Here is a 17892-nt window from a genome sequence, read left to right as displayed (position 1 = left end):
TGAGCGATGATCACCGGAGAAGGGCCGCGAGCAGTGCTTCATAGGTCTGCCCCGCGCTGACAACCGTCGAGGCGCCCTTCATCGCGACCTCGTGCCCGAGATAGGTCAGCGCGCCGAGCAGAGCGAGCGCGAGCTGACGGGACGCCTCGGCACCGTCGCCGGCGGGGTCGGTACCGGTGCCGGTGCCGGCGAGGTCGGTACCGTCCGTGCGGCGCGCCCGCTCCACCAGCCGGATCGTCGCCGTCAGCCACCACTGCTCGTCGATCTGCCGCCACCGCTCGTAGCCGAGCACCGCGGGCGCGTCGAGCAGGAGCAGCCGGGCGACGGCCGGATCCGCGCACAGTTCGAGGAATGCCTGCCCGGAGCGCAGGAGCCGCGGGACGGGTTGGTCCTCGACGTCGAGAGCCTGGATCCGTACGGCGAGTTCCCGGTGGATGTCGTGCACGACATCCACCAACAGCGCCTCCTTGCCCGCCCAGTGGTGGTACAGCGCACCGACCGTGAGCCCGGAACTCTTCGCGATGTCCACGACGGTCGTCGAGGAGTACCCGTGCTCGCTGAACAACTGCCGTGCGGTCCGGGTCAGTTGGGCGCGAGTACTCGCGGTTCGTTCTGCGTTGGATCGGTGCGTCGACATACCGAACAATGTTATGTTTTCTGGATGATGGATGTCGACGCAGCTCAGGCCGTCATCGATACCAGTCCCTTCGGCCCCTGGTGGGGATTCACCGTGGAGGCCGTCGGGAAGGGGCAGGCCAGGGTCTCGCTGCGCCAGCGCCCGGAACTCTTCCGCCCCGGCGGCGTCCTCCAGGGCGGCTGTGCGATGACGCTCGCCGATGTGACCTGCTGGATCGCGATCATGTCGCTGTTCGGTGAGGACGATCCGTCCGTCACTCAGCAGATGACGACGAGTTTCCTCGGCCCGGCGCGCACCGATCTGGTGTGCGAGTCCACGATCGTCCGGCCCGGTCGCCTGATCGTCTACGGCACCGCCGCCACGACCGACACCGCGGGCAAGCTCGTCGCCCACCACACCCTGACCTACATCCGGCCACCTGAGCGGAACGCGGCCTGAGGATTCCGGCCGTTCCCGGCCCCAACTCCCCCTGCTCCGCGACTTCGTGGCGACAACTCGCCCGCCGTACGCGGCCGTAGGCGAACACGCGCCACCACGACCCCCGCACGACGCGACGACAGCGCGTGGTGCGGGGGTCGGCTGTGTGCCCACCGACACGGGCGGGATCATGGCACGGGTCCCGGGCGCGGAGATATCCCCGAAGTACCCCTAAAGAGCCACCGGACTACCCCCAACGTTCCCGAGCGATATGGCCCCATCGTGGCCTACCGGCTTCGCGAACCACCCGGATAGGCTGAATTTCATCAGCTACCCGGAGGAGAATTCGTATGGCGACAGTCTTTTCGGAGAGCGTGAATCTGGAGAGCGTCGGTGAACTTCCGGAGGAATACCGTGAGGTGCTGACGCATCAGATGCTCGCGAACGGCGAAGGCGAGCTGAGCGCGGGCGACACGTACGTCGACTCGTTCTATCCGCTTGCCCCCAACGCCGACGAACGCTACATGTGTCTCAAATTCGGCATGGAAGAAGTGGACCACTTCCGGCGCTTCGCCAAACTGCTCACGCCGCTCGGCGTCGACACCTCGCACATGGTGAACCAGGCTGTGACGGAACGGCGTTACTTCCCGGCAGAGAGCATGACCACGAAATTCACCGTCTGGGAGGAGCGCGCCGCATTCAGCTTCCTCTGCGAGCTCGAAGGGCATTTCCAGATCAAGGAGATGACCACGAGCACCTACGCGCCCTTGCGTGTCGAGGCCGACGCGATCCTCAAGGAAGAGGCCCGGCACTTCGGCTACGGCAAGCGCCTGATGCAGCAGTCGTACGACGCCGGCACGCAGTCCCGTGACCGGGCTCAGAAGGCGCTGAACAAGTTCTACCCGATGGCCCTGGACATGTTCGGCCGGCCCGACTCCCGCCGCGGCCGTCTCGCAGTCCAGTGGGGCCTGCGCAAGAACGACAACGGTGAACTGCGCGAGCTCTACAAGGCCGCGATCGCCGAGCACATCGAGAAGATCGGTTTCTCCGTCCCCAAGGTCGACCCCTCGCAGCTCCAGTTCGCCTGAGCGACGCCGACCCGCACCTTCGCTCGGAACGATCCACCTCCCCGGACCCATCTACCCCACCGGAGCAGGAATCGATGACGACGACCGACGCACTGATCGACCGGATCAAGACGCACCGCGTCTTTGACCATCCTCTCTACGAGCACTGGGCCGCGGCGCCCCCGTCCGCCGAGGTCTCGGGCGCACTCTTCCACCAGGTGCAGTCGTTCTGCGCCTCCACCCGCCCCGGCGGCGAGTTCCCCGCCGCCCTGCGCACCCTCGGCTGGGACGAGCAGGCGGTCCTCATCGAGGAGATCGTCGACAGTGAGTCCGGACACGGCCCCGAACTCGCGACGATGGCGGGTCACATCGTGAACCGCACCGGTTCCCAGGTGTTCGACGACGTGTACGACACCGCGCGGGTCGAGGCGTGGCTCAAGAGCTCGTCGGACCAGCTGCTCTCCGGACTGCCGGGATACGACCGCGAGACCGGTCTGACGCCTCAGGCAAAGGCCGCCATCGAGGTGTTCCGCCGCCGGTTCTCCTCCGACGCCGAGACCACCGTCCGGAATCTCGGCACGGCGCTCGCGCTGGAGATCATTTCCAACCAGTCCCTGATCCCGGGCGAGAAGCGCGCGCTCATCGACTCCGGCCATTACAAGGCCGACATCGACGAGCCGGAGATGCACTACATGGCGGAGCACTGGGGCGATGCCGGTGCCGAGCAGCAGCACGAGGCAAATGTGATCAGGGCTGTCACATCCGTCATGGACGCTTCGAACAGCGCGCAGATCGAGCAGGGCGTGGAGGACTTCCTCGAATCGCTGAGTGTGCTGTGGGACGTCCTGGACGCGGCGCTGCTCGCGTCCGGACTGCAGCCGACCGAATAAATTCTCTGCCGGACGGGCCGGCGGTTCGCGCCTGAAGGCGGGACCGCCGGCCCGGCTGTCGCTGGACGGGATTTTGGGGTGGGTTATGAGCGTGTTCAAGGAAATGGACGGCCACGAGCAGGTTCTGTTCAGCTCTGGCCCCGGCGGGCTCCGGTGCGTCATCGCCATTCATTCGACATTACTGGGCCCCGCACTCGGCGGCGTCCGCTACCTTCCGTACCGCGATGACGACCAGGCGATCGACGACGCGTTACGCCTTTCCCGCGCGATGACATACAAGGCGGCCTGCGCGGGCCTCGACATCGGGGGCGGAAAGGCCGTCATTTTCGGTGGCGCGGGAGTCGAGAAGTCGGAGACACTCCTCCGCGCCTTCGGACAGGCGGTGGAGAGCCTCTCCGGGCGGTTCATCGCTGCCTGCGACATGGGCATCACCACCGCCGATCTCCGGGTCATGCGCAAGGAATCGCAGTGGATACGCGGCCTGGACGTCGAGGAGGGCGGCTCCGGTGAATCGGGCGCCATGACCGCCTACGGTGTGAGCCTCGGTATCCGGGCGTGCTTGAAGTACCTCGACGGCAGCGACAACCTGGAAGGCCGCCTCATCGCCATCGACGGCGTCGGCAAGGTGGGCGCCAGGCTGGCGGCCCACCTGGCGGACGGAGGCGCGCGGCTGATCGTGGCCGACATCGACCAGGAGAAGGCCGAGCGGGTGGCCGAGGCGTGCGGGGCGGAGGTCGTCAGCCGGGAGAAGCTGTACCTGCTCAACGTGGACGTTCTCAGCCCGAACGCGATCGGCAACGTCATCGATGCCGACCTGGTGGAGAACCTCCGCTGCCGGATCGTCGCGGGCGGGGCCAACAACCAGCTCGCATCGCCGGTGATCGCGGACCGGCTCGCCGCACGCGGCATCCTGTACGCGCCGGACTTCGTGATCAACGCGCTCGGCCTGATCCAGGTGGTCGACGAGCTGCATCCCGCGGGCCACGACATGAACCGGGTCAGGCAGCATGCGGAGATGATCCCGGAACGGCTTGTCGAGATCTTCACCAGGTCGAAGAACCTGAACATCAGCACCGCGGGAGCCGCGACCAGCATGGCGCGGGACCGTCTCGCGGCGGTATGGCGCGTGCGGTCGTTCTGGCTGCCGCCGCAGTGCAGGTGAGCCGGCGCGGAGCGGCGACGAGGAGCGATCACTGATGGAGTTGGAAGCCGCCATCCGGACCCGCCGTAGCGAACACCGTCTGATCGAGCCTGCCCCGAGCGACGAGGAGTTCGTCGAACTGCTTGCCTGGGCGGCGACCGCGCCCGACCACGGCCGTCTCCGCCCCTGGCGATGGATCCTCGTGCGCGGGGACAGCCGGGCGGCGCTGGGCGTGTCCTTCGCGTCCGGCGCCACCGACGCGGAGACCGTCCGACGGGAGATGAGGAAGCCGTTGCGTGCGCCGCTCCTCGCGACCCTGGTCTTCTTGCCCCAGCGCAACCACCGTGTGCCGGACTGGGAGCAGCTCGCCGCGAGCAGCGCGATGGTCAACTCGCTGATGCTCCTCCTGCACGACAGGGGGTTCGGCAGCATCTGGCGCACCGGCTCGGCCGTCGACTCCGCCGGGACCCGGACGCTGTTGGCCCTCGCTCCGCACGAGAAGCTCATCGGCTGGCTCTACATCGGCACCCCGGATCCCACCCGGCGTCCCGTCCCCCGCTCCCCGGCACCGGTCGGCCACCGGGTCTCCCTGTTCACACCCCAGGCCGAACTGATCCACTCCAACGGCCATCATCGGGTGAGCGACATGCTCTGAGAGAACCGCCATCGCCATGCGGATCACGCTTTCGGAGTGCGTGGGTCCGGTCTCGTAGTCGCGGGCGAGGTGACGGCGCATCATGATCCATCCGAAACTGGAGAGTCGGCCCGGGACGCGATGGCCAGGTCTCCCCGGACCGCCCACCGAACCGGACGATCGAAATAGCAAAAGACCCAGGTCAGATGGATATGACCTGGGCCTTCGAAGGAGCCCCCTGTCGGATTCGAACCGACGACCTACGCATTACAAGTGCGTTGCTCTGGCCAACTGAGCTAAGGAGGCCTGCGTGGGCGCGGTGGCGCGCGCGATCACGTGCCCGTGCAGTGTACCCAGGTCCCCGGCGCCCCCTGTCGAAAATTTCCTCGAAGTTCACATGGGTCCAGGTACTGACAGACCAGGCAAACGCCAGGTACCGTCCTGACCCAGTTCACTCGCGTGGACTACACCACCACCTTCCTACAACGGATCGTCCGGCACGTTCCTGCCGGTAGAAGGGGGCCCTTCATCATGGCCACTGTTTCGTTCGACAAGGCGACCCGGATCTACCCGGGCACCGAGAAGCCCGCCGTAGACGGTCTGGAGATCGAGGTAGGGGACGGCGAGTTCCTCGTCCTCGTCGGTCCGTCCGGCTGTGGCAAGTCCACCTCGCTCCGGATGCTCGCGGGGCTTGAGGACGTCAACGCCGGCGCCATCCGCATCGGTGACCGCGACGTCACGCACCTGCCGCCGAAGGACCGGGACATCGCCATGGTGTTCCAGAACTACGCGCTGTACCCGCACATGACGGTCGCCGACAACATGGGCTTCGCGCTCAAGATCGCCGGCGTCAACAAGGCCGAGATCCGCCAGAAGGTGGAGGACGCGGCGAAGATCCTCGACCTCACGGACTACCTCGCCCGCAAGCCGAAGGCCCTCTCCGGCGGTCAGCGCCAGCGTGTCGCGATGGGCCGCGCCATCGTGCGTGAGCCCCAGGTCTTCCTCATGGACGAGCCGCTGTCGAACCTCGACGCCAAGCTCCGTGTCTCCACCCGTACGCAGATCGCGTCGCTGCAGCGCCGCCTCGGCATCACCACGGTCTACGTCACCCACGACCAGGTCGAGGCCATGACGATGGGCGACCGGGTGGCCGTACTGAAGGACGGTCTGCTCCAGCAGGTCGACAGCCCCCGCAACATGTACGACCGCCCCAAGAACCTCTTCGTCGCCGGCTTCATCGGCTCCCCCGCCATGAACCTGATCGAGGTCCCGATCACCGACGGCGGCGTGAAGTTCGGCAACTCGGTCGTCCCGGTCAACCGCGAGGCGCTCAAGGCCGCCACCGACAAGGGCGACCGCACGGTCACCGTCGGCGTCCGCCCCGAGCACTTCGACATCGACGAGCACAACGGCGAGGCCGCGAAGTCCCTCACGAAGGACTCCGAGGACGCCCCGGCCGGTCTCGCCGTCTCCGTGAACGTCGTCGAGGAGCTGGGCGCCGACGGTTACGTCTACGGCAGCGCCAAGGTCGACGACGTCCTGAAGGACCTGGTCGTCCGCGTCAGCGGCCGCTCGGTGCCGGAGAAGGGCTCCACGCTCCACGTGGTCCCGCGTCCGGGCGAGATCCACGTGTTCTCGACCTCCACGGGCGAGCGCCTCACCGACTGATCGGGTCTCACCGACTGATCGGGTCTCACCGACCGGGTCAGATCTCACCGACTGATCAAACGTTCTAGGAAAGGGCCCCGCGGTTCGCCGCGGGGCCCTTTCCTGTTGGGGATCGCCGCCGGATCCCGCCCGACCCTGTCGACAAATACCCCGGCAGACCCGTCATTTCGAGCAGTGTTCGTCAACCCTCTACCCAATGCGAGGCACCGATCCATCCCCCGAATTGGTGACTAAATGTCGCCAAATCATTACCGGACGCTACCCTCACACGCGTGAAGCACTCCAATAACCAACAGCCGCGACGCGGCCGGGGCCCCGCCCGCCGGGTCGGCCGCACGCTCGCCCTCGTCCTGCCCGTCGTCATGGTGCTCTCCGGGACCCTCGCGGTCACCCGGGTCAACTGGTCGGGGAGCCCCTCCAGCTCGATGCTCACCGCGACGGACGTCACGGCGGCCGGAGCCTCCTCCAGGGCCGCCGCACGCGCCCCTCAGGACATCCTGCGCGACCAGCTCATGACCGAGCTTCAGGACAAGAACCCCGGCGTCGTCCTGACGCACCTCCAGGAGGCGGTGAACGGCCACCCGTCGCTCGCCACGCACTGCACCTCCATCGCCCGCGCACTGGGCCGCGCCGCGGTCCGTATCTACGGCGCCGCACGTGCCCAGTCCTACGCCCGCCCCGTGTGCGACACCGCGTTCGCCTCCGGGGTCATGGCCGCGCACAGCTGACCGGAGCCGGTGCCCGGGGACGAGGTCGGAGTAGGAGGTCGGTAACGGCTGATTAAGGAACGGTTGCAGCCGAAAGACACGGTGGGGCCGCCACGTACAGTTCGGGTCATGACCGATCCGAACGCCGCGTCGCGCCCCACCCAAGCCGTGATCCTGGCCGGTGGCCAGGGATCCCGGCTGCGCCCGTACACCGACGACCGGCCCAAGCCGATGGTCGAGATCCCCGGCACGGGGACGCCGATCATCGGCCATCAGCTCGTCTGGCTCGCCGAGGAGGGCGTGACCGACGTGGTGGTCAGCTGCGGGCATCTCGCCGAGGTGCTGCAGGACTGGCTGAAGTCGGCCGACCTGCCGGTCGACGTGACCACGGTCGTCGAGACGGAGCCGCTGGGCCGCGGCGGCGGGCTCAAGTACGCCGCCGCGCACCTGCCGCGGCCGGACAAGGCCTGGTACGCCACGAACGGGGACATCTGGACCCGGTTCTCGCTGCGCGACATGGCCGACTTCCACACCGAGCGCGATGCCGTCGCCACGATCGCGCTGGCTCGGCCGCGGATCCCCTGGGGGGCCGTGCAGACCGACGGCTTCGGGCGCGTCACGGACTTCATCGAGTCACCGCCGACGCAGTACGCGATCAATGCGGGGGTGTACGTGTTCTCGCCCGAGTTCGCCGGGTTGTTGCCGGAGCGGGGGGATCACGAGCGGACGACTTTCCCGCACCTCGCGCGTGAGCGGCGGTTGGCCGGCTTCCCTATCCCGCAGGGGGCTTACTGGCGGGCCATCGATACCGCGAAGGATCTCCGGGAAGCCGCCAAGGAGCTTGCCGCGCTGGGGCGTTGACGGTCAGTCAGGTTGTGTTTCGAGTGCCGGTCCGCTGTGGCTGATCGCGCCCCGCGGCGGAGCCGCTGATGTCACAGCCCCGCGCCCCCAAAGACAGAGCCGAAGGGGGCCCGCACTTAGAAGTGCGGGCCCCCTTCGCCGTACTCACCGGAGTTCAGCCGGTGGGCGACCGGGTCAACAAGCCCCCCACCGGCCCAGTTACCCCAACAGGCCGCCCACCAGGCCCGGCTGGCCGGAGGAGGACGAACCCCCGGTGCTGGAGCCGCCGTTGGAGCCGGTGCCGCCGCTGGTGCCGCCACTGGACGTGGGTCCGGAGGTGGTGCTGGGGGCCTGGTGGCCGGCCGGGGAGGACTGCTGGGGCCGGGTGCGGCCCGCGGTGCCCTGGGTCTGGCTGGGGGCGCCGCCGGTGGCCGTACCGGAGGAGGAGCGGGTCGCTCCCGGGGTCGTCGCGGCGCCGGACGGCTTGGCCGAAGTCGCGTGCTGGGACGGGGACTTGGACGCCCGGGGGCTGCTGCTGTGGCTCTTGGTCGGTTCGCCGGGGAGCGGGGCGCCCGGCAGTTCGTTGCGCGGGGCCTCGCCGGGGCCGGGGACGACCACGCGGCTGGAGTCGCGGACCGCGCCGCCGAGCAGGGAGCCGACGAGCAGCGTGAGACCGATGGAGACGGCCGTCACGAGGGCGCCGCGGCGCAGGACGTAGCTGCGCAGCTCCCAGATGTCGGCGCGGGGTCCGAGGCGGCGCCAGGCGCTGCCCGCGAGGCGGCCGTCGACGGAGTAGACGGGGGCGCCCGCGATGATCAGCGGGGACCAGGCGGCGAGATAGATGATGTCGGGGGCGTCGTAGGCCGGGACGGTCTTCCAGCTGACCGTGACGATCAGGGCCGCCGAGAGCAGCGCGCCGAAGACCGCGGCGACCCGCTGCCACAGGCCCAGGATCGTCAGGACGCCCACGATGACCTGAGCGAAGGCGATGACGAGCCCGGAGCCGACCGGGTGCTGGAGCGCGAACTGCCGTAGCGGCTCGGCGACTTCCCACGGATGGAGGGTGTTGAGCCACTTCACCATCGAGCCGCGCTTGCCGCCGTCGAAGTAGACGGGGTCGCACAGCTTGCCCATGCCGGCGTAGATGGAGATGAAGCCGAGGAAGATGCGGAGCGGGAGGAGGACGACCCCGAGGTTCATCCGGCGGCCCGGGTAATAGGCGTGCCGTACGGGCTCGTTGGGGTTGCGCCGGATGCGGCGCTCGTGTTCCGCGCCCTCGAAGTCCTCGAACTCCGGGTCACCGTAGGCGGGTTCGTCGTAGACGCTGCCCACCGTCCGCATGGGCGGCAGGAGTCGGGTCTCGCCGGTGTCGTGGTCGCCGCCGCGCTGGGCGCCGACGACCGGGGTCTCGATGGTCTGCGCGGTCAGGTCGCCGTCGTAACCGCCCCTGTCGATACGGGGGATGACCTGCGTGGCTCCGGCGTCGCCGACCGGTTCGTCGCCGTGGCGGACGCCCGTGCCGCGCACGGCCTGGAGCAGCCGGTGGGCGCCGGTGTCGTCCGGCGCGGACTTGCCGCTCCAGACGACGGGCCGGCGACGCGCGCCGGCGGCGGGGATCCGGCCGGGGGCCTCGGTGGCGCTCAGGTGCCGTGCGATCCGCGGCGAAGGGGAACGCGTCGAGGCGCCCAACTGCACGCGGAAGCTCGCATGATTGACGATGATCTGCGCCGGATCGCTCGGCACCTTCACCATGCTCAGCGCGGGAGCGTCGTCGAAGCCCGACGGGCCGTCCCCCGTGGGTGTGCGGGGTGTTCTGGTGTCCACACTCATCTAACCGAGTGACGTGTGTTTAGGACACTGCTTTGACTCGCCGGAAGTGTCCGGACCGCGTCAAGCGTGTGCCCGGCGCCCAGATTGCCCCGAGTGGGGGACGGTGCCGAACGCCCGTTCAGGAACGCTTGCGTGCCGCCTCGTAGAGCACAACTCCGGCCGCCACACCGGCGTTGAGGGACTCCGCGCCACCCGGCATCGGGATCCGGACCCTGAAGTCGCAGGTCTCGCCCACGAGTCGGGACAGGCCCTTGCCCTCGCTGCCGACAACGATGACCACCGGGCCTTCCAGCGCGGCGAGTTCACCGACCTCGTGCTCACCGTCGGCCGCGAGACCGACGATCGAGAGACCCGCCTTCTTGTACGCCTCCAGCGCGCGCGTCAGGTTCGTGGCGCGGGCGACGGGCGTGCGGGCCGCCGTACCGGCCGACGACTTCCACGCACCGGCGGTCATGCCGGCCGCGCGCCGCTCGGGGACGAGCACGCCGTGGCCGCCGAACGCGGCGACGGAGCGGACGATCGCGCCGAGGTTGCGCGGGTCGGTCACCCCGTCGAGGGCGACGATCAGCGGGTCCTCGCCCTTGTCGTAGGCCGCGTTGGCGAGGTCCTCGGCGTGCGCGTACTCGTACGGCGGGACCTGGAGGACCATGCCCTGGTGGTTGAGGCCGTTCGTCATGCGGTCCAGCTCGGGGCGCGGGGCTTCCATGAGGTGGACGCCGCCGCGCTCGGCGACGAGCTGGAGCGCCTCGCGCACGCGCTCGTCGTTGTCGATGAACTGCTGGACGTAGAGCGTGACCGCCGGGACGCCCTCGCGCAGCGCCTCCACGACCGGGTTGCGGCCGACGACCATCTCGGACGTGCCCTTGCCGCCGCGCCCGCGCTGCGCGGGACGGCGCTGGACCTGCTTGGCCTTGGAGTTGGCGACGCGGTTCTTCTTGTGGCCCTTGCGCGCCTCGGCGGGCGGGGTGGGGCCCTTGCCTTCGAGGCCCCGGCGCCGCTGGCCGCCACTGCCGACCTGCGCGCCCTTCTTGCCGGACATGCGGCGGTTGTTGGCTGCCATGACCTACCTGTCTGTGTGACCCGTCTGGGGGTGCGGTGAATACGTACGTCTATGCAGTGTGCCGCCCGGGAGGCCGGGCGGCACAGTCGATCTTCGTTGACCGGGTGCGATCGGGATGGGTTCAGCGGGGGCCGAGGGTCCAGCGCGGGCCCTGCGGGCCGTCCTCGATGTTGAGTCCGGACTGGTTGAGCTGGTCGCGGATGCCGTCGGCGGTCGCCCAGTCCTTACGGCCCCGGGCGGCCTCGCGCTGGTCGAGGACCATGCGGACCAGGGTGTCGACGACACCGTGCAGGTCCTCGCCCCGGTCGCCGCCCTCGCCGATCCAGTGCGGGTCCAGCGGGTCGAGTCCGAGCACCCCGAGCATGGCGCGCACCTCGGCGAGACGCGCTACGGCGGCTTCCTTGTCGTCGGCGGCGAGCGCGCTGTTGCCCTGCCGGACCGTGGTGTGGACGACGGCTAGCGCCTGCGGGACGCCCAGGTCGTCGTCCATCGCCTCGGCGAAGGCCGGCGGCACCTCGGCGGCGGGCTCGACGACTCCCCCGGCCTTCTCGACGACCCGCTGCACGAAGCCCTCGATCCGCGCGAACGCGGACTCCGCCTCGCGCAGGGCCTCCTCGCTGTACTCGATCATCGAGCGGTAGTGCGGGGTGCCGAGGTAGTAGCGCAGGACGATGGGTCGCCACCGCTTGACCATCTCGGACACGAGGACGGAGTTCCCGAGCGACTTCGACATCTTCTCGCCGCTCATGGTGACCCAGGCGTTGTGCACCCAGTACTGCGCGAAGTCGTCGCCGTAGCCCTTGGCCTGGGCGATCTCGTTCTCGTGGTGCGGGAAGATCAGGTCGAGGCCGCCGCCGTGGATGTCGAAGGCGGGGCCCAGGTACTTGTGCGCCATCGCCGAGCACTCCAGGTGCCAGCCGGGGCGGCCGCGGCCCCACGGGGTCTCCCAGTCGGGCTCGCCCGGCTTGGTCGCCTTCCACATCGCGAAGTCGCGCGGGTCGCGTTTCCCGGTGATGCCGTCCTCGGGGGGCTGGCGCAGGTCGTCGATGTCCTGGTTCGACAGCTCCAGATAGTCCGGGTACGACCGCACGTCGAAGTAGACGCTGCCGTCGGCCTCGTACGCGTGACCGCGCTCGATCAGCCCGCGCATCATCTCGATCATCTCGGGGATGTGGCCGGTCGCCCGCGGTTCGTACGTCGGCGGGAGGCAGCCGAGTGCGCTGTAGCCGTCGTTGAACGCGCGCTCGTTCTCGTAGCCGATCGACCACCAAGGGCGGCCCTGTTCACGGGACTTGGTGATGATCTTGTCGTCGATGTCCGTGACGTTGCGGATGAAGGTGACGTCGTAGCCGCGGTGTTCGAACCAGCGGCGGAGGATGTCGAAGTTCAGGCCCGAGCGGATGTGGCCGATGTGGGGGGCCGCCTGCACCGTGGCGCCACAGAGGTAGATCGAGACACAGCCCGCTGTGAGCGGGGTGAAGTCGCGAATCTGCCGGGCGCTGGTGTCGTACAGGCGAATGGTCACGGTACAAGGGTAGTGGGCGTTGCCCTGTGCCTCAGACGGTTGGGTTGATTGTTGTCTGCGGGCCCGGTGGGGGCTGGTCGCGCAGTTCCCCGCGCCCCTTAAAAGAAGGTCGGCCCAGTCAGCCGCGTTTGACCACCAACGCCGTTGCCACCGCCATCAAGCCCTCATCCCGTCCCGGGAAGCCCAGCCCATCCGTCGTCGCCCCCGACACGGACACCGGGGCTCCCGCCGCCTCCGACAGGAGCTTCTGGGCTTCGTCTCTCCGCTTGCCGATCTTCGGCCTCGGGCCAATCACCTGTACGGCGATGTTGCCGATGATGAAGCCCGCCTCGCGGACGATCCTCGCCGCCTCCGTGAGCAGCGTGACCCCGGACGCCCCCGACCACTCGGGACGGCCGGTGCCGAAGTGCTGGCCCAGGTCGCCGAGTCCGGCGGCGGAGAAGAGGGCGTTGCAGGCCGCGTGGGCCACGACATCCGCGTCGGAGTGGCCGGCCAGGCCCGGGCCCTCTCCCTCCCACTTCAGGCCGGCGCACCAGAGGTCGCGGCCCTCCTCGAAGGCGTGGATGTCGGTGCCGATGCCCACCTGGGGCAGGGGGTACGTCTCAGAAGCCATCGTTCAGCCTCCTGCGGGTCAGGACCGCCTCCGCGAGGACCAGGTCCAGGGGGCGGGTGACCTTGAAGGCCTCCTCGTGGCCGGGGACGACCACGACCGTGCGGCCGAGCTGTTCGACCATGCTCGCGTCGTCGGTGACGTTGTCGGTGACCGTCTCGTGGGCGTGGACCAGGGTGGCGCGGTCGAAGCCCTGCGGTGTCTGCACGGCGCGGAGGCGGGCGCGTTCCGGGGTGGCCACGACCGGTTCCGGGTCGCCGGGACGCTCGGCCGGCTCGACCTCCTTGACCGTGTCGGCGAGGGGCAGGGCCGGTACGACGGCGGGAGCTCCGTCCCGTACGGCCTCGATGACCGCGTCGACCGTGTCGACCGGGACGAGCGGGCGGGCCGCGTCGTGGACGAGGACGATGTCGTAGCCGGGCGGCAGCGCGTCCAGGCCGAGCTTCACGGACTCCTGGCGGGACTCGCCGCCGGGGACGACCAGGAAGTCGGTGCGCTCGGGCAGTGCGTGCGCGTCCAGGAGGGTCTTGACCTCGGCCGCTCCGTCGGGCGGGGCCACGACGACGACCAGCGAGACCGCGCGGGACGCCGCCAGGGCGCGGATCGCGTGGATCAGCATGGGGGTGCCGTTCAGCGCGCGGAGCGCTTTGGGGGCGCCCGGGCCGAGGCGTACGCCCCGTCCGGCGGCCGGGATCACGGCGGCGACGGAGGACTGCGCCTGCGAAGAGCGCGAATCGTCAGACATCGGTTCCTGTCAGGTTTGTGTGCTCGACCTACGTGGGTATGGCCTCAGGAGTGCCGGGCGCGACGCCTTGACCGGACCCTTCCGTGACACCGGTCGAGACAGCTGCCCGGGCCCGGCACACCATTATCGGGGGATGTTTCTCCGACGTTCGACGGAGTCGGAGTCTCAGGTCTCGGAGGCTTCGACGGAGTCGCGGCTCGGGGGCTCGCAAAAATCCCCTGAACATGCCGAAGCGCCCGGCGACAAGGGAGCTGTCATCGGGCACCACGGCATTTCAGTGTGCTGAGCAGGGCGTACCAGTCGCCTGCGTCAGGACGCGAGAACCTCGTCGAGCAGGGCCTCGGCCTTGTCCTCGTTCGTGTTCTCCGCGAGCGCGAGCTCACTCACCAGGATCTGGCGAGCCTTGGCGAGCATGCGCTTCTCACCTGCGGAGAGTCCGCGCTCGCGCTCACGACGCCACAGGTCACGGACGACTTCCGCGACCTTGATGACATCGCCGGAGGCGAGCTTCTCCAGATTTGCCTTGTAACGACGCGACCAGTTCGTGGGCTCCTCGGCATACGGAGCGCGCAGCACCTCGAAGACCCGGTCCAGCCCGTCCTGACCGACCACATCACGTACGCCGACGAACTCCGCATTGTCCGCTGGCACACGCACCGTCAGGTCACCCTGAGCGACCTTCAGCACCAAATAGGTCTTGTCCACGCCTTTGATCTGGCGAGTTTCGATAGCCTCGATCAGCGCGGCCCCGTGATGGGGATAGACCACGGTGTCGCCAACCTTGAACGTCATGTGACAGGTACCCCTTCCGTGGCTATCCAGGGTAACACGGAAACTGCGGGTTCTGAATGGCGTTTTCGCAGGTCAGAGCGCATCTCGGGGCTTGACAACTGCAACAGGAACGTGCTGCGGAGGCCGAGCGGAAGAGGGTATTCGCAGGTCGGAGCGGCTCTCCGGGCGAGGTGAAACGCGTACGTTACACACATCCGGAGGCGCCTCCAACCGGACGAACGTCCCTAAATGTCTGGTTCCAAGTGCTCGACTTCCGCTACTCCGTTCGGTGGGCGGAGCCCGGTACGAGACGAATCCGGAATTGATCACCGAGGCCCGCCGAGATGCCGGTGATCGATTATCCGGGGCCCCGCGCATTCTTCACCGAAAATCCGCCGACGGACGACTGAGCTGCTTATGTGAATGCCGAACGAGTGCCGGTCTCAAGTGACCCGTGAGTCACTTGAGACACATGGGTACCCGGTTGGGGGAGGGTCGGGTGCGGTGCTGCGGGAACGGCTCGGTAACCTAAGGCCGCTGACAGACACTTAGGGCGGCTTTATTCGGGAGTCGCCCTGCTCCGCCCACGTTCAAGGAGTAGCCGCCGCCGTGAGCAGCAGCCTTCGACGCGGCGCCCTCGCCGCCGCCACCATCGCGTTCTCGATCGCCTCCCTCGCCGCGTGCGCTGCCGGCAACGACGCACAGACGCTGGAGGTCAAGCCGGACAACGCGGCCGTCTCCGTCGGCACCATCAAGGTGCAGAACGCACTCGTCATCACCCAGCCCCTCACCGAGTCCGGCTCCGAGGCCGCGGGCCCGGCGGTGATCTCCGCGACCCTGTTCAACACCAGCAAGGACCCCCAGACCCTGGACTCCGTCAGCGTCGACGGCGCCGGCACGGCCACGCTGACCCCCGCCAAGGGCAAGGGCAAGCTGGTCGTCCCGGCTCTCGGCTCGCTCGTCCTGGGCGGCAAGGGCAACGCCTCCGCGGCGCTGACCGACCCCGCCGGCATCACGGACGGCAACGCCCAGAAGGTCACCTTCACCCTCAGCACGACCGGCGACGTGAACCTGAGCGCCTTCGTCGTCCCGGCCGACAGCTACTTCACCAAGTGGGGCCCCAGCTCCATCCCCTCGACGCCGGCCGCGGGCGCCACCGCGACCGCCTCCGGCTCGCCGAAGCCGGGCAAGAGCACGTCGGCCACCCCGACCGACTCGGCCTCCGCCAGCGCGACGGCCACGGCCACTGAGACGGGCACCGCCGGCTGAGCAGCCGTAGCGACAGCAGTCGTACGTCCACGACGAAGGGCGGGACCTCTCGGAGAGGTCCCGCCCTTCGTCGTGGAGCCGGTAAGGAAGTGTTCGCGGTTTACGGCTCGAACTTGTAGCCGAGGCCGCGCACCGTCACCAGGTAGCGCGGCGCGCCCGGGTCCGGCTCGATCTTGGCGCGGAGGCGCTTGACGTGAACGTCCAGGGTCTTGGTGTCGCCCACGTAGTCGGCGCCCCAGACTCTGTCGATGAGCTGCATGCGGGTCAGTACGCGGCCCGCGTTGCGCAGGAGCATCTCCAGCAGGTCGAACTCCTTGAGGGGCAGGTCGACCTTGGAGCCGGAGACCGTGACCACGTGGCGATCCACGTCCATGCGGACCGGACCGGCTTCGAGGGCGGCCGGGGTGACCTCCTCGGGCTCGCCGCGGCGGCGCAGGACGGCCCGGATACGGGCGACGAGCTCGCGGGACGAGAAGGGCTTGGTGACGTAGTCATCGGCTCCTATTTCCAGGCCTACGACCTTGTCGATCTCGCTGTCCTTGGCCGTCACCATGATGACGGGGACGTTGGAACGGCCGCGCAACTGGCGGCAGACCTCCGTGCCGGGCAGCCCCGGCAGCATCAGGTCGAGCAGGACGAGGTCGGCGCCGTTGCGCTCGAACTCGTCGAGTCCGTCGGGCCCGGTGGTCGCGATGGCGACCTCGAAGCCCTCCTTGCGGAGCATGTACGACAGGGCGTCGGAGAAGGACTCCTCGTCCTCGACGACAAGCACTCGGGTCACGGAAGGACCTCCGGGGCGGGAAGCGGTTCGTACGGGGATGGTTCAGGGGACGCCTCGACCTCGTCGTCGAGGTCGGGGTGCTGGTGGGCACGGTCGCGGGCCGCACCCGCCTCCGGCAGCCTCAGGGTGAACGTGGAGCCCTGTCCCTCGGAGCTCCACACCGTGACCTCCCCGCCGTGCGAGGCGGCCACGTGCTTGACGATCGCCAGTCCGAGACCCGTACCGCCGGTGGCCCGCGAGCGGGCCGGGTCGACACGGTAGAAGCGCTCGAACACGCGCTCCTTGTCCTTCTCGGAGATGCCGATGCCCTGGTCGGTCACGGCGACCTCGATGTGGTCGCCGCCGCCCGCGGAGACCCGGCGTGCGGCTATGCCGACGCGGGTGCGGGCGGGCGAGTAGTTGACGGCGTTCTCGACCAGGTTTCCGAGGGCCGCGGCCAGCTGGCCCCGGTTCCCGTAGACGTGCAGGTCGGCGGTGCCGCCGGCGGCCATGGTGATCTGCTTGGTGCCGGCCTGGTGCCGGCAGCGGTCGATGGCCTCGGCGACGAGTTCGTCGACGCGGACGGGTTCGGCGTCTTCGAGGGGGTCGTCGTTCTGGACCCGTGACAGGTCGATGAGCTCCTGCACGAGATTGGTCAGGCGGGTGGCCTCGATCTGCATCCGGCCGGCGAAACGCTCCACCGCCTCAGGATCGTCGGAGGCGTCCATGACCGCCTCCGAGAGGAGGGAGAGCGCGCCGACCGGGGTCTTCAGTTCGTGGCTGACATTCGCCACGAAGTCACGTCGTACGGCCTCGATACGGCGGGCCTCGGTGAGGTCCTCCACGAGGAGCAGGACGAGCCGGGAGCCGAGCGGCGCCACCCGGGCGGAGACCGCGAGGGCCTCCCCGCGGCCGGTGCCGCGCCGGGGCAGATCCAGCTCGACCTGGCGTATCTCGCCGTCGCGCCGGGTGTCCCGGGCCATCTGGAGCATGGGATCGACGGAGAGTTTCCCGCCGCGGACCAGTCCGAGGGCGTACGCCGCCGAGCTGGCCTTGACCACGGCGTCCGCCTCGTCGAGGACCACGGCCGAGGAGCGGAGCACCGAGAGCACGGTGTCCACACCCGGCGGAAGCACCGGGTCCGTATGCAGGGAGGTCCTGGTCGGTCGCTTCTGGTCGCGTTCGCTCCAGCGGAACGCCAGCATGGCGATGACACCGGTGAGCACCCCGGCGATCGCTGCCGCTGCGGCGACCGCCGCGTTCACGTCCATGCCCCCAGGTTAGGCATGGGATACCTCCTGGCCACAGCCATCGGAGTGCG

At 69.0% G+C, this 17892-nt stretch carries 18 protein-coding genes, 1 tRNA gene and 1 pseudogene; 9 read left to right on the top strand and 11 right to left on the bottom strand.

Features of this window, described 5'->3' with window-relative positions; genetic code table 11:
* Positions 1–10: 10 nt before the first annotated feature.
* Positions 11–637: a TetR/AcrR family transcriptional regulator gene (locus tag OG226_RS27860; protein ID WP_328682222.1), complete on the bottom strand. Its 627-nt coding sequence runs from the start codon at positions 635–637 to the stop codon at positions 11–13.
* Between the two features lie 24 nt (positions 638–661).
* On the opposite strand from OG226_RS27860, the gene OG226_RS27855 reads away from it, so the two are divergent.
* The 5 genes from OG226_RS27855 (at position 662) to OG226_RS27835 (ending at position 4807) form a co-directional block, all read left to right on the top strand.
* Positions 662–1075, top strand: coding sequence for a PaaI family thioesterase (locus OG226_RS27855; protein WP_328682221.1), 414 nt, complete (start codon positions 662–664; stop codon positions 1073–1075).
* A gap of 329 nt (positions 1076–1404) precedes the next feature.
* Positions 1405–2142 (top strand): Phenylacetic acid catabolic protein, encoded by a 738-nt coding sequence (locus OG226_RS27850; protein WP_328682220.1) that lies wholly within the window; start codon positions 1405–1407, stop codon positions 2140–2142.
* A gap of 74 nt (positions 2143–2216) precedes the next feature.
* Positions 2217–3011 (top strand): hypothetical protein, encoded by a 795-nt coding sequence (locus tag OG226_RS27845; RefSeq protein ID WP_328682219.1) that lies wholly within the window; start codon positions 2217–2219, stop codon positions 3009–3011.
* Positions 2950–4173 (top strand): Leu/Phe/Val dehydrogenase, encoded by a 1224-nt coding sequence (locus OG226_RS27840; protein ID WP_329350365.1) that lies wholly within the window; start codon positions 2950–2952, stop codon positions 4171–4173. The genes OG226_RS27845 and OG226_RS27840 overlap by 62 nt, the downstream gene beginning before the upstream one ends.
* Before the next feature lie 34 nt (positions 4174–4207).
* On the top strand, positions 4208–4807 hold the full coding sequence (locus tag OG226_RS27835) for a nitroreductase family protein (RefSeq protein ID WP_328682217.1): 600 nt from the start codon (positions 4208–4210) through the stop codon (positions 4805–4807).
* A gap of 9 nt (positions 4808–4816) precedes the next feature.
* Here OG226_RS27835 and OG226_RS27830 read toward each other — a convergent pair.
* Positions 4817–4906, bottom strand: a pseudogene (locus OG226_RS27830) (IS5 family transposase); the annotation flags it as partial.
* 112 nt (positions 4907–5018) lie between these two features.
* Positions 5019–5092: transfer RNA gene (locus tag OG226_RS27825), tRNA-Thr, on the bottom strand.
* 225 nt (positions 5093–5317) lie between these two features.
* Here OG226_RS27825 and OG226_RS27820 point away from each other — a divergent pair.
* From OG226_RS27820 to OG226_RS27810, 3 genes are all read left to right on the top strand, one after another.
* Positions 5318–6454, top strand: a complete 1137-nt coding sequence (locus OG226_RS27820; protein ID WP_328682212.1) for an ABC transporter ATP-binding protein — start codon at positions 5318–5320, stop codon at positions 6452–6454.
* A gap of 272 nt (positions 6455–6726) precedes the next feature.
* On the top strand, positions 6727–7182 hold the full coding sequence (locus OG226_RS27815; protein WP_327403119.1) for a hypothetical protein: 456 nt from the start codon (positions 6727–6729) through the stop codon (positions 7180–7182).
* A 108-nt stretch (positions 7183–7290) separates the two neighbouring features.
* Entirely contained in the window at positions 7291–8022 is a 732-nt protein-coding gene (locus tag OG226_RS27810; protein WP_327403118.1) for a nucleotidyltransferase family protein, read from the top strand.
* Between the two features lie 198 nt (positions 8023–8220).
* Here the strand turns inward: OG226_RS27810 and OG226_RS27805 are convergent, their stop codons facing one another.
* From OG226_RS27805 to OG226_RS27780, 6 genes are all read right to left on the bottom strand, one after another.
* Positions 8221–9831 (bottom strand): DoxX family membrane protein, encoded by a 1611-nt coding sequence (locus tag OG226_RS27805; protein ID WP_328682211.1) that lies wholly within the window; start codon positions 9829–9831, stop codon positions 8221–8223.
* 118 nt (positions 9832–9949) lie between these two features.
* Complete coding sequence (gene rlmB, locus OG226_RS27800) at positions 9950–10891, bottom strand: 23S rRNA (guanosine(2251)-2'-O)-methyltransferase RlmB (protein WP_328682210.1); 942 nt, start codon at positions 10889–10891, stop codon at positions 9950–9952.
* Positions 10892–11012: 121 nt separating this feature from the next.
* The gene (cysS, locus tag OG226_RS27795) at positions 11013–12416 is read right to left on the bottom strand and encodes a cysteine--tRNA ligase (protein WP_328682209.1); all 1404 of its coding nucleotides are present in this window, start codon (positions 12414–12416) and stop codon (positions 11013–11015) included.
* Positions 12417–12534: 118 nt separating this feature from the next.
* Complete coding sequence (ispF, locus tag OG226_RS27790; RefSeq protein ID WP_328682208.1) at positions 12535–13029, bottom strand: 2-C-methyl-D-erythritol 2,4-cyclodiphosphate synthase; 495 nt, start codon at positions 13027–13029, stop codon at positions 12535–12537.
* A complete protein-coding gene (ispD, locus tag OG226_RS27785; RefSeq protein ID WP_329350363.1) occupies positions 13019–13771 on the bottom strand; it encodes a 2-C-methyl-D-erythritol 4-phosphate cytidylyltransferase in 753 nt (250 codons plus the stop codon). Before ispD ends, ispF begins: the two co-directional genes overlap by 11 nt.
* 309 nt (positions 13772–14080) lie before the next feature.
* On the bottom strand, positions 14081–14563 hold the full coding sequence (locus OG226_RS27780) for a CarD family transcriptional regulator (RefSeq protein ID WP_003953493.1): 483 nt from the start codon (positions 14561–14563) through the stop codon (positions 14081–14083).
* Positions 14564–15151: 588 nt separating this feature from the next.
* On the opposite strand from OG226_RS27780, the gene OG226_RS27775 reads away from it, so the two are divergent.
* Positions 15152–15811 (top strand): DUF461 domain-containing protein, encoded by a 660-nt coding sequence (locus OG226_RS27775; protein WP_329350362.1) that lies wholly within the window; start codon positions 15152–15154, stop codon positions 15809–15811.
* A gap of 100 nt (positions 15812–15911) precedes the next feature.
* On the opposite strand, the gene OG226_RS27770 is transcribed toward OG226_RS27775, so the two are convergent.
* Positions 15912–16592, bottom strand: coding sequence for a response regulator transcription factor (locus OG226_RS27770; RefSeq protein ID WP_009340348.1), 681 nt, complete (start codon positions 16590–16592; stop codon positions 15912–15914).
* The gene (locus OG226_RS27765; protein ID WP_318017122.1) at positions 16589–17842 is read right to left on the bottom strand and encodes a sensor histidine kinase; all 1254 of its coding nucleotides are present in this window, start codon (positions 17840–17842) and stop codon (positions 16589–16591) included. Before OG226_RS27765 ends, OG226_RS27770 begins: the two co-directional genes overlap by 4 nt.
* Positions 17843–17892: the final 50 nt, after the last annotated feature.

Source organism: Streptomyces sp. NBC_01261 (genome assembly GCF_036226385.1).
Lineage (GTDB): Bacteria > Actinomycetota > Actinomycetes > Streptomycetales > Streptomycetaceae > Streptomyces.
The sequence above is the reverse complement of the archived record's forward strand: the minus strand, read 5'-3'. Positions and strand labels throughout refer to the sequence as shown.

What these genes read in the sequence shown, in the direction of transcription:
- OG226_RS27860 (WP_328682222.1), bottom strand. Translation starts at nt 637, where the DNA reads ATGTCGACGCACCGATCCAACGCAGAACGAACCGCGAGTACTCGCGCC.
- ispF (WP_328682208.1), bottom strand. Translation starts at nt 13,029, where the DNA reads ATGGCTTCTGAGACGTACCCCCTGCCCCAGGTGGGCATCGGCACCGAC.
- OG226_RS27820 (WP_328682212.1), top strand. Translation starts at nt 5,318, where the DNA reads ATGGCCACTGTTTCGTTCGACAAGGCGACCCGGATCTACCCGGGCACC.
- OG226_RS27765 (WP_318017122.1), bottom strand. Translation starts at nt 17,842, where the DNA reads ATGGACGTGAACGCGGCGGTCGCCGCAGCGGCAGCGATCGCCGGGGTG.
- OG226_RS27780 (WP_003953493.1), bottom strand. Translation starts at nt 14,563, where the DNA reads ATGACGTTCAAGGTTGGCGACACCGTGGTCTATCCCCATCACGGGGCC.
- rlmB (WP_328682210.1), bottom strand. Translation starts at nt 10,891, where the DNA reads ATGGCAGCCAACAACCGCCGCATGTCCGGCAAGAAGGGCGCGCAGGTC.
- OG226_RS27850 (WP_328682220.1), top strand. Translation starts at nt 1,405, where the DNA reads ATGGCGACAGTCTTTTCGGAGAGCGTGAATCTGGAGAGCGTCGGTGAA.
- OG226_RS27835 (WP_328682217.1), top strand. Translation starts at nt 4,208, where the DNA reads ATGGAGTTGGAAGCCGCCATCCGGACCCGCCGTAGCGAACACCGTCTG.
- OG226_RS27855 (WP_328682221.1), top strand. Translation starts at nt 662, where the DNA reads ATGATGGATGTCGACGCAGCTCAGGCCGTCATCGATACCAGTCCCTTC.
- OG226_RS27845 (WP_328682219.1), top strand. Translation starts at nt 2,217, where the DNA reads ATGACGACGACCGACGCACTGATCGACCGGATCAAGACGCACCGCGTC.
- OG226_RS27810 (WP_327403118.1), top strand. Translation starts at nt 7,291, where the DNA reads ATGACCGATCCGAACGCCGCGTCGCGCCCCACCCAAGCCGTGATCCTG.
- OG226_RS27805 (WP_328682211.1), bottom strand. Translation starts at nt 9,831, where the DNA reads ATGAGTGTGGACACCAGAACACCCCGCACACCCACGGGGGACGGCCCG.
- ispD (WP_329350363.1), bottom strand. Translation starts at nt 13,771, where the DNA reads ATGTCTGACGATTCGCGCTCTTCGCAGGCGCAGTCCTCCGTCGCCGCC.